This is a genomic window from Bacteroidia bacterium (assembly GCA_025056095.1).
GTDB lineage: Bacteria > Bacteroidota > Bacteroidia > JANWVE01 > JANWVE01 > JANWVE01.
In genome coordinates this window covers 1-4,718 of the sequence record JANWVW010000221.1, presented here as the reverse complement: position 1 = coordinate 4,718, position 4,718 = coordinate 1, and the positions used below count along the sequence as shown (strand labels likewise).

Here is a 4,718-nt window from a genome sequence, read left to right as displayed (position 1 = left end):
ATCAACGGAACTACTTTTAATAAGTATGTAATGACTATTAATGCCTCCTCAGGAGCTACAACCACCCATGGTCTTATAAATGTTGGTGGTTTGCAAACAGGCATAGGAAGGGCTGTTGTAGGTCCTGGTACTAGTAGTGCGGCAGGATATTTGGAACTATACGCACCTTCAGGTAGTAACATAGGTTATATCGGTTGGGAAACAGGCAGGATGTACTATCACTCTACTTTGACAGCAGGACATCAATTCAATACCAGAATGGCTATCAATCCTTCTTCCGCTAATACAGGTATGGGTATGCTGGAAATTAATAGTAATGTTGTCAACGGAACAGGAGGCTGGACGAGAAATATCCATTTCAATAATAGTACTGGTGCCATTACTAGTAGTGATTTATTATTGGGTCTTCATTCTAATAAAAATTTTTATTTTGCTGATATCAACGGAACTACTTTGAATAAGTATGTAATGAGTATTAATGCTACCTCAGGAGAAATAGATACACATAATACAATAGATGTTGGTGGTTTGCAATCAGGCATAGGAAGGGCTGTTGTAGGTCCTGGTACTAGTAGTGCGGCAGGATATTTGGGTATATATAACCAATCTAATGGTTACGAAGGTTTCATTGGTTGGTATACAGGAAGGATGTTCTATCAATCTAATGTAGGAGGTCATCATTTTGCAGTAGGTTCAGGGGCTACTCCCACATTTTCTGCCAATGCTGGACACATTGCTATAAAAGCTGATACAGACAATCCTTATATTTCTTGGCATCTTAATTCAGGAGGTCGTATGGCGTGGATACAAGCCACTGGAGGTACAGGTGCCGATAATGCTCTTTTAGCTATAGGTTGTGGTTCTTTCCGAGTTACAGCTCTTGCAGGTACAGGCAATAGAGTACTGATAGCAGATGGTTCAGGTAATGTAACTGCTCAACCTTACTCTACCGTAGGCGATAACCTCGGTAACCATACTGCTACTGCAGGATTGAATATGAATTACAATCCAATAACTAATGCCTCCTCTGTTCAGGCAAGTTCTTCAGTTGGCGTTGGATATTCCCGTATAGTGACAGGTACAAGTTCAAATGCAGGTTATTTAGAAATTTACAATCCAAGTAGTAGAGTGGGCTATATAGGTTGGGAAACTGGACTTATGTACTATCATGCAGATGCAGGTTATCATCGTTTCAGTACTCACGTAAGTGCTAATGGTAATGTAAGTGCTTATACAGGAGGAGGATATGCTTCATTGATTCCCGGTAATGCTAGTAACGCGGGATATTTAGGTATATACAACCCTTCTGCAGGTAACGTAGGTTATATCGGTTGGGAGACAGGAGATATGTACTATCATTCTACCGTAGGAGGTCATCATTTCAATGATCAAATATTTATTAGAGGCGGGGGTAATTCTGTATTTCCTACTAATGCCGGGCATTTAGCTTTGAAGAGCTCAGGTGATAATCCTTACATCTCTTTTCATGCCGCTAGTGGCACGCGTACTGCTTATATTCAATCAGTTGGTACAGGAGCAGACGCTGGAACTATTCACGTAGGGGGAGGTTCTTTTCAAGTTCATACCACTGGCGTAAGATTTTCTACTTTTGGTGGTGGTGGAAGTGCTTTTGCAGTGCTAAATAATGTTGGTACTCTTAGCCGTTTTGAGCTTAGTGGTTCTATGGGTTCATCAGGAGTGTTCTTGCGGGGAGATGGTGTATTCACTAATACGCTCAACGGTAGCCTTACAATTACAGGGGTATTCAATTCAACAGGTTACAAAGAAACCTCTGATATTCGTTGGAAAAAGAACGTGAGCAATATTCCTAATGCTTTGGGCAAAGTAATGGCAATGCGTGGAGTAAATTATGATTTCAAAACCAAAGATGAACTCAAAAAAGAAAACTTACCTACCGAGTATGAGTTTTCAGATAAGAAACAAATTGGTTTCATAGCCCAAGAAGTAGAGAGAGTATTGCCCGAAGTAGTAGGAATTGATGAAAAAGGTTTCAAAACCGTAGAATATGGCAAAGTAGTAGCTTTGCTTGTAGAGGCTATGAAAGAGCAACAAAAACAAATAGAGGCTTTACAAGCGGAAAATGCTTCGCTCAAAGCTCAGGTAGCCAAAATCAAAAACCTAGAAGCCAAATTATTGGCTCTTGAAGAAAAATGGGGTGAAAAACCAGTAAGCACCCCAGTTAAACCTGCAACACTCGGTAAAACTGAATAAATGCTAAACTGAAGGGATATATGAACTTCAAAAAGATATATCTTGTAGGGGGCTTCGGACTAATGAGTACATTAGTCCAAGCTCAGTTTGTAGTAACTAATGGTGCTGTTGTAAACATTAACTCAGGAGAAACGGTTACTTTGCTAGGAATTAACCTACAAAATAACCTAGGGGGGTACTATCAACTAGGGGGTACTATCAACCATAATGGCACATAGTAGCACAGGGATTTGCATTTACTGCGAAAGTTATTAAAGGCAGGGATGTAGAGTTAGTATGGCTTACCAAGAATGAGTACAATCTAAAAAATTATATTGTAGAGCGTAGCTTTGATGGAAGAACTTTTGAGCCGCTGGCTACGGTAAGTGCAAAAAATAAATCTGAAAATGACTATACTCATATAGATTACAATGCCAAAGATTTAGGCAAAGATGTTCTCTACTATCGTATTGCTATGGTAGAGAATAGTGGTCAGGTGCGTTACTCACCTGTTAAAGCAGTTCGCTTTGATAGAGAGTTTTGGGTGAGTGTGTATCCTAATCCTTTCAAAGAAGCCTTTAATGTAAAAATCTACAATCCTGAACGTAAAAATATTACGCTTTCTCTCTTTGATAATTTAGGCAGAATGCATCTAAAAGTTCAATTGGAAGGTGAAGAGATACACTATCAACCTACTGAACGCCTAGACTACCTGGCAGCAGGTACTTATTTGCTACAAATTTCCACAGGCTCACAAATTGAAATTGTAAAACTTGTTAAAAACTAAAAACTATGTTAAAGACGTATTTATTACTTATTTTAAGTTGGGGAATTCTTCCCCAACTTTATGCCCAATGTACCTTAACTTTTACAGGTCAATATGGTACTAATTGGCATACAAATGGTAATTGGGATAAATGGAAAGTTCCTGGTCCCAATGATAATGTAATTATTCCCGCAGGAAAGACGGTCAATATTAGTAGCGATGCTGAATGCAGAACTATTACCGTCCATCCAACAGGGCAAGTAATTAAACCGAGTGCAGTAGAACTTCTGGTAACAAATGCTTCTAATACAGGCTTCTGTAATTACAAAAAAGCTTTTGTCTCAGGATCATCAGGTTATCCTGATGGGATAATTACAGGAAACATGGGAGGGCTTGCAGGTGCAGACAACTTATGTCAAACTATTGCTAACACTTATATACCTGGTAATACAGCTACTTTTAAGGCTTGGTTAAGCAGTAGTACCGTAGCAGCCTCCGCAAGACTCACCCACGCTTCTATACCCTACAGAGCTAGAAATGAAATAATAGCTGATAATTGGGCTGATCTTACAGATGGTACATTAGATAATGCTCTGGTAAGGCTAGTGCAAGCGCTCGCTTACTGTGGCAGTTGTTGGGTATGGACTAACACTACACCGACAGGAGGTATTTTTAGCACAAATCCTAACAACAACTGTAATAATTGGACGAGTAACTCTTCTTCCTTACAAGGTAGGGCAGGTGTATCAGATCCAGCTATAACAAATGCCGGTTGGACTGATACAGGCTATTATTCTTGCAGTAATGACTTTCCTTTATATTGTTTAGAGCAATAATACACTCAAAAAAACTTGTTTTTAACATCCCCCTCCTTTCAAGGGGGAGATAATAAATAACTTTTTCTGTAAAATCACTTGTTCTTCAGTATAATATGAAAGTAATCATTATAGGGCTAACTTGCTTATTGTTAAGTAGTAATCTACCGGCACAATGCACATTAACTTACGTAGGTCCTGTGGGAGGAACGTGGCACAATGCAAACCACTGGAACTTGTGTAAAATACCCACAGCCACAGATGCCGTGATTATCCCTGCGGGCAAAACGGTACTTATCAATAATACCAATGCTACTTGTGCCAATATCACGGTACAATCCGGCGGACAAGTCGACAGAAATGGTACGGGTACGCTTACCGTTACTAATAACTCCGTAACAGGTACTTGCACTGCTTCCTGTGCTAAAAGAGTTTTTGTAACCTCTACTAAGTATGGAGGATTGTGTGATAATTCATCACCGGCTTGTCCTAAATATCATCAACTTGGTCATGGTCCAAGCGGAGGTTACTCTGGGGCACTACCTTTCTTTAGAGTTGTATGCCAACAGATAGCTGACCAGAAGGGATTAGGAGGAGTATGGGGACCATGGTTAGAAGACTATGGTTTACCACCAGCCACGCATTTAGGTCTTTCTTCATTTACAGGAAATTTTGTAAGGTTGGATGGAGTAGTCGTGGCAAATGGTTGGGCAGATTTGACAGATGGTACTTTGGATGCACCTATCAATGTAGATGAGAACGGAGCTACCGTACCCGTCCCTGCATGGTTTAGTGATGCAGATTTGACGACTGCGATAACGGAAAATTATGTTTGGACAGGAATATATGAGACAGGCCTAAAAACAACTACAGCGCTTCCTCATGCTACCTATCCTAATTATCCCTACAACTGTGGCTCTTGGACC

5 protein-coding genes are annotated in these 4,718 nt (G+C 40.1%); all 5 read left to right on the top strand.

Features of this window, described 5'->3' with window-relative positions:
• Nucleotides 1–2,232 (top strand): tail fiber domain-containing protein (locus NZ519_12310; protein MCS7029537.1); only part of this gene is annotated, 2,232 nt, incomplete at its 5' end.
• A 20-nt stretch (nt 2,233–2,252) separates the two neighbouring features.
• Nucleotides 2,253–2,450, top strand: coding sequence for a hypothetical protein (locus tag NZ519_12305; protein ID MCS7029536.1), 198 nt, complete (start codon nt 2,253–2,255; stop codon nt 2,448–2,450).
• 236 nt (nt 2,451–2,686) lie between these two features.
• Nucleotides 2,687–2,998: a T9SS type A sorting domain-containing protein gene (locus NZ519_12300; protein ID MCS7029535.1), complete on the top strand. Its 312-nt coding sequence runs from the start codon at nt 2,687–2,689 to the stop codon at nt 2,996–2,998.
• Nucleotides 2,999–3,003: 5 nt separating this feature from the next.
• A complete protein-coding gene (locus tag NZ519_12295) occupies nt 3,004–3,813 on the top strand; it encodes a hypothetical protein (protein MCS7029534.1) in 810 nt (269 codons plus the stop codon).
• A 95-nt stretch (nt 3,814–3,908) separates the two neighbouring features.
• Nucleotides 3,909–4,718: hypothetical protein (locus NZ519_12290; protein MCS7029533.1), on the top strand; the 810-nt coding region annotated here is incomplete at its 3' end.